Source organism: Streptomyces sp. NPDC024698 (genome assembly GCF_055559015.1).
The window spans coordinates 709634-715490 of sequence record NZ_JBVHLK010000001.1 but is presented as its reverse complement, the minus strand read 5'-3'; the positions used below and the strand labels follow the sequence as shown (position 1 = coordinate 715490).

5 protein-coding genes and 1 pseudogene are annotated in these 5857 nt (G+C 74.0%); 1 reads left to right on the top strand and 5 read right to left on the bottom strand.

What is annotated here, in order from left to right:
- Positions 1-262, top strand: a pseudogene (locus ACZ4AA_RS03090) (hypothetical protein); the annotation flags it as partial.
- A 22-nt stretch (positions 263-284) separates the two neighbouring features.
- Here ACZ4AA_RS03090 and ACZ4AA_RS03085 read toward each other — a convergent pair.
- Genes ACZ4AA_RS03085 through murJ form a run of 5 tightly spaced genes read right to left on the bottom strand, consistent with a single transcriptional unit; the run spans position 285 to position 5612 of the window.
- The gene (locus tag ACZ4AA_RS03085; RefSeq protein ID WP_467594272.1) at positions 285-1415 is read right to left on the bottom strand and encodes a GNAT family N-acetyltransferase; all 1131 of its coding nucleotides are present in this window, start codon (positions 1413-1415) and stop codon (positions 285-287) included.
- Positions 1412-2068, bottom strand: a complete 657-nt coding sequence (locus tag ACZ4AA_RS03080; RefSeq protein ID WP_467594269.1) for a YveK family protein — start codon at positions 2066-2068, stop codon at positions 1412-1414. Before ACZ4AA_RS03080 ends, ACZ4AA_RS03085 begins: the two co-directional genes overlap by 4 nt.
- Positions 2069-2084: 16 nt before the next feature.
- On the bottom strand, positions 2085-3197 hold the full coding sequence (locus tag ACZ4AA_RS03075) for a glycosyltransferase (RefSeq protein ID WP_467594265.1): 1113 nt from the start codon (positions 3195-3197) through the stop codon (positions 2085-2087).
- Entirely contained in the window at positions 3194-3958 is a 765-nt protein-coding gene (locus tag ACZ4AA_RS03070; RefSeq protein WP_467594262.1) for a polysaccharide deacetylase family protein, read from the bottom strand. The genes ACZ4AA_RS03075 and ACZ4AA_RS03070 overlap by 4 nt, the downstream gene beginning before the upstream one ends.
- On the bottom strand, positions 3942-5612 hold the full coding sequence (gene murJ, locus ACZ4AA_RS03065) for a murein biosynthesis integral membrane protein MurJ (RefSeq protein WP_467594259.1): 1671 nt from the start codon (positions 5610-5612) through the stop codon (positions 3942-3944). Before murJ ends, ACZ4AA_RS03070 begins: the two co-directional genes overlap by 17 nt.
- Between the last annotated feature and the right edge of the window lie 245 nt (positions 5613-5857).

Genomic DNA, 5857 nt, shown 5'->3' with positions numbered 1-5857 from the left:
TCCCAAGCCGGTCGAGACCCCCACGCCCCAGCCGGTTCCGACCCCGGCCAAGACCCCGGTGCCCAAGCCGGTCTCCACACCGACGCCGACCCCGACCCCGGTGCACGAGCCCGTTCCGCAGGGGACGGCGGACCCGGCCGCCTGCAAGTCGCTGGAGCTCGGTGACTGGGTGGAGTACTGGCTCGGCGGGAAGGTGTGCGTGCGTCTCGACTGGTCGTCGCACGACTGGTGGTCGGGCGACTGGTGGTCGAGCGGCTGGTGACCCCCGGGTGGCGGCGGGTCGCTCAGGACCCGCCGCCACCGCGTTCCCTCCAGCTCCGCAGCAGCTCCTTGCCCCGCCGGCGCGCGGCGACGTCGCACACGACCGCCGACATCAGCGCCGCCGTACGCCGGCGCGCCAGGAGCAACCGCTGGTTGACAACCGGGTCCGGGCGCCAGTGGTGCTTGTACGGTTCGTCGCCGCGCAGCAGGCTCAGCGTCCCGCGGCCGCCGCCCTCGGTGTGCCGGGCGCAGGCGTCGAGCAGTATCACCGCCACGTCCGCCTTGCGTTCGCGCAGCTGCGGATGGGCTCCGTACAGATAGCCGCCCGCCAGGCGCCGCGACAGCAGGGTGAGATCCACGGCCATCACGGCGCCGTCGAGCCGGAACTCGGTGACCACCGCGTCCCCTGACCGCACCATCGGGCCCACCGAGCGGACCAGATGCTCGGAGAACCGCTCGTGCAGGTGCTCGGACGTCACCTTCCGGCCCTCCCACTGGAGCCGGTGGAGTTCGAGCAGCCGGCCGAGGGCCGCGTCCACCTCGTCGTGGCCCACCACCCGCTGTTCGACCCCGAGCGCGGTGAGTTTGCGCAGCTTGGCCCGGACGCGCTGGGCCTTGGCGGAGGGGAGGCGGCCGAGCAGTTCGTCCATCGAGGCGGCCGGCAGTTCCAGGCACAGGGAGTCCCCGACCTGGCGGCGCGGCCCGTGCCACTGCTCGTAGACCCGCTCCACCGCGCCGCCAGGGCGGACCTCGCGGAAGTCGATCAGCGCGGTGCGGGCCGCCGCCGACAGCCCCTCGGCGAGCGCCGCCGCCGCGCGGTCGGCGTGCGCGTCGTCGAGGAGCACGTCCGCGTAGTCGGAGATCGGCCCGCCGAGCGGCACGAGCGTCGGCAGCCGGCGGCGGGCGCGCATCAGCGGCGCGACCGCGATCAGCTCACCGTCCTGGCGCACGACCACCAGACGCAGCCGCCCGGGGGTCCCGTACGAGAGCCACCAGGAGTGGAGCCAGGCGTGGCTCTGGAAGGCGGTGGCGGCGCCGCACCGGCGGTGCAGCCGTCCCCAGGGAGCCGCCAGGTCGGCGAACTCCCGCTCGTCGGTGACGAGTTCGGCTCGTGCGGTGCTGGTCCTCGCACCGGCCAGGAGCGTCCCGGTCACAGCTGGCCGTGCACATCGGCGGCCGTGGCCGGGCTCGGCACCGAGGCCTGAAGGGCCGGGTCGGCGTAGCGCCGGGGACGGACGAGCAGCACGAGCGCGCCGAGCAGTCCGCCCGCGCTCGCGCCGACCAGGCCCGTCACGGTCCAGGACGCCGAGGACGCCGAGGCCGGCTTGATCGCGCGGGAGAACGACAGGAGTTCGACGTGGGTGCTCTGCTTGCTCTCGTTGGCGTGCTGCGTCAGCGAACGGGTGACGGCGTTGGCCATGTCGGCGGCCAGGTCGGCCCGCGGGGAGGTGGCCGAGACGGCGACCATCGGAGCGTCCGGTGAGGTCGCGGTCTTCACGCTCGACTCCAGCGTCCTGACCGGCACACCGGCCCACACCTGCGCGTCCCCGAGCACCGCGAGCTGGGTGGCGACCCGCCCGTAGGCCTGGGCGAAGCCGAGCGCGGCCGACGGGTCGCCCTTGTCCGTCGGTACGGCGATGACATAGCTCGTGGCCGTATAGGCCGGGGGCTTCACCACGCCGTACGCGCCGCCGAGCCCGCCGCCGAGGACGGCCGTGGCGGCGAGCAGCGCCCACGGTGGCACGGTCCTCGCCCGGGAAAGAGCCGAACCCGAGGGGCGGTGGCCCCTGGTGAGGTTTTCGGACATGTGGAACTCACTCCAGTCAGGTGCGCGAGACAGCGGCCGCGTACACGTCCATCAGCTGGGCGGCGCTACGGGTGATGCAGTAGTGGTGGGCCGCCTCCGGGGCCGCGCGGGAGGCGGGGCCCTTCGCGCGGACGTCGGTCAGCGCGCGGACGAAGGAGTCCGTGCCGCCCCCGACCCGGGTGGCGCCGGAGGCCGCGCCGGGCGGCAGGTCCTCGACGGCCGGGCAGGAGACGTACAGCACCGGCAGTCCGGCGGCCAGCGCCTCCACGACGGCCAGCCCGAACGCCTCCTCGGGGCTGGGCGAGGCGAGAACGTCCATGGCTCCTATCAGCGAGGGCAGGTCGGCGCCGGGCGAGCCGTACGGGGGGCGCTCGCCGGCGAACAACACCCGGTCCCTGACCCCGGCGTCGTGCGCCGCGCGCCGCAGCGCGGTCTCCTCCATCCCGCCGCCGACCAGCAGCAGCCGGCAGTCGCCCGGCAGTTCGGCCAGCGCGCGGATCAGGACGTCGAAGCGCTTGCCCGGCGCGAGCCGGCCGACACCGCCGACGACGTACGCGTCCTCGGGGAGCCCGAGCCGGCGGCGGGTGCGTTCGCGCAGCTCCGGGTCGAAGCGGAAGCGGGCGATGTCGACGCCGTTGGGCACGACCTCGATGCGCGGTCCGGGCACACCCCAGCGGCGTAGGCGTTCGGCGACCGTGGGCGAGACGGCGACGGTCGACCGGCCGAGCCGCTCCCCGGCCAGATACAGGGCGCGTACGCCGGGGCCGAGCGGGCGGCCCTCCATCTGGGAGTCGCCGAGCGAGTGTTCGGTGGCCACGACCGCCCGCACCCCGGCCAGCCGGGCGGCGAGCCTTCCGTACAGACAGGCCCGGTAGAGATGGGTGTGCACGAGGTCGTAGCGGCCCGCGCGGATCACCTTCACCAGGCGGGGGAGCACGGCGAGGTCGCGGTTGCCCGACATGCCGAGATGGATCACGCGCACACCGTCGGCGGCGAGCCCCTCGGCGACCGCGCCGGGGTCGGTCAGCGTCACGACGTCGCAGGGGACGGGCAGATGCCGCAGCAGCAGCCGCAGTTGCTGCTCGGCCCCGCCGACGCCGAGGCCGGTGATGATGTGCAGCGCCTTCACCGGCCCGCCTCGACCGGGCGCCGGCGCAGACGGTGCAGCCTGTGCTTCAGGAACAGGCGTACGGCGGTGTCGTTCTCGCCGATGTGCACACGGGGGAGGGCGTACGGGCCGGTCAGCGGGCCGGGGTCGATCGCGCAGCCGTAGCGGTACCCGGCATCGCGGACGGCGTCCAGGACCCGGCGGTCGACGGTCCCGTACGGATAGCAGAAGCCGTCGACCGGAGCACCGATCAACTCCGAGAGCACTGCTCTGCTCTCGGCGACCTCGGCGTGCAGCACGGTGTCGTCGGCCTTCGTGAGGTCGACATGGGTCAGTCCGTGGGAGCCGACCTCCATGCCCTCGGAGGCGGCGGCGAGCCGGATGCCCTGCTTGCCGAGCAGCGGCTTGCGCGGGCCCAGCGGATCCCAGGCGTTCTCACCGCCGAGCCGGCCGGGCAGGACGAAGAGGGTGGCGCCGCATCCGTGGCGCCTGAGCAGCGGGAGCGCGGTCTCGACGAAGTCGGCGTACCCGTCGTCGAAGGTCAGGGCCACCAGATCCTGCCCCCGGCCGCGGGCGCGGGCCGCGAGCAGATCGGAGACGCACACCCCGCGCAGACCGCGCCGGCGCAGCCAGTCCAGCTGCCGGGCGAGACGGTCGGGGGAGACCGTGACGCGGTACGGGTCCTCGGAACAGTCCCCGACGGAGTGGTACATCGCCACCCAGGGCGGCGCGTCGAGGGAGCTCGTAGCGGTGCGTCTGCTGCTGTCAGCGGAAACGGGCATGCGAAACCCTTCGTGTGACGGAACTCAGTGCGGAGGCGAACCCCTCGACCCGGAAGGCCCAGGCCAGCAAGGCGAAGACGACGGTCACGACCGTGCCGCCGACGACGAGTCCGAGCAGCGGGGAATCCACGCCGCTCGCGCACAGACCGCCGGTCACCGCCGCGGTCAGGGCGGCCCGCAGCGGTTTGCCGATCTCGGCCACCACCTTGCGGGTGCGGATCGGCACACTGCGCGGACCCATGCCGTACAGCAGGAGCACCGCGGTGAGCGTGATGCCGGCCGCGTTGGCCGCGGCGATCCCGCAGACCCCCCAGGGGCCGACGGCCAGGGCGCCGGCCCAGCAGGTCGCGACGATCCCGGCGGTCATCGCGAACAGCGGGTACCAGGTCGGCCGCGTCGAGGAGAAGTACGAGCGCACGAGCGCGCCGACCAGGGTGTGACCGAGCAGCCCGAGGGCGTACACGCGCATGACCGCCGCCGTCGCCGCGGTGTCCTGGGCGGTGAACGCGCCGCGCTGGAAAAGCAGTTGGACGATCTGCGGGGCGCACGCCACGACCGCGGCCGTGCCGAGGAGTACCGTGCAGGCGACGAGGGCCAGATCGCGCTCCACCCGGTCCCGGGCCTTCTCCGTGTCGCCCTCGGCGATGGCCTGAGCGACCACCGGGAAGGTGACCGTGCAGAGCATCAGCGAGAGCACCATCGGCATCTGGGCCACTTTCTGGGCGTAGTTCAGATGCGAGATGGCCCCGGCGGGCAGCGAGGAGGCCAGGAAGCGTTCGACGAGGACCTGGGACTGACGGCACAGCGCGAACAGCAGGACCGTGCCGATGAGGGTCAGATCCATCGGCCGGGCCGGCTCGCCGTCCAGGTCCCCGGTCGCCGGCTCCCCGCGCCGCAGCTGCCGCCACAGCGACGGCGCCTGAGCCACCACCATGAGCGCACCGCCGACCGCGACACCGAGCGCCGCCGACCGCACGCCCCAGCGGGCGCCGAGGAGGAACATCACCGTGATGATCCCGGCGTTGTACGCCACGTAGATCGCCGCCGGGGCCACGAAGCGCCGGTGCGCGCGCAGGGCCGCGCTGCCGTAGCCGGCGAGCCCGAAGGAGAACACGCAGGTCGCGGTCAGTCGGGTGCAGTCCACCGCGAGCCGGGGATCGGGCAGACCGGGCGCGAGCGCCTCGACCAGGTACGGCGCCCCCGCGATCAGCAGGGCCCCGAAGGCCGCGAAGGCGAGCGTCAGCCGGGGCAGGGTGGCGGCGACCAGCGCGCGTACGGGATCGCCCGCGGCCCCCTTCGCCCGCCGGGTCACGGCCACGCTGAACGCGGGGATCAGCACGAAGGCCAGCCCGTCCTCGATCAGCAGCGTCGCCGCGAACTCCGGCACCGTCCAGGCGACGAGGAACGCGTCCGTGTCCGACCCGGCCCCGAACAGATGCGCAAGCGCCTGATCGCGACCCAGGCCCAGCACGGCACCGGCGATCGAGAGGGCGATGGTGACGAGAGCGGCCTTGGCGAGGAACCGGTCGGAGGCGGCTTCCCCCCGGTCCGCTCCCTTGCGAGGGGCGGAGGGAGGTACGGCGGCGGAGGACGGGGAGGGAGTGGAGGGGACGGGGGCGGCCGGGGTGGAGGCGGAGGCGCGCGCGGAGGGCAAGGCGAGAGACGACTCACCACCGCCTCGGACACCACCGCCTCCGACGCCACCGCCTTCGACGCCGCCGGGTCCGGCCCCGGTCTCACCGGCTCCGACTCCGGCCCCGGTTTCGACTTCGGTTCCCGCACCGGTCCTACCGGCTTCGACTCCGGTTCCCGCACCGGTCCTACCGGCTTCGACTCCGGTTCCCGCACCGGTCCTACCGGCTTCGACTCCGGTTCCCGCACCGGTCCTACCGGCTTCGA

Coding starts and splice junctions, on each gene's coding strand:
- ACZ4AA_RS03080 (WP_467594269.1), bottom strand. CDS start 2,068: ATGTCCGAAAACCTCACCAGGGGCCACCGCCCCTCGGGTTCGGCTCTT.
- ACZ4AA_RS03070 (WP_467594262.1), bottom strand. CDS start 3,958: ATGCCCGTTTCCGCTGACAGCAGCAGACGCACCGCTACGAGCTCCCTC.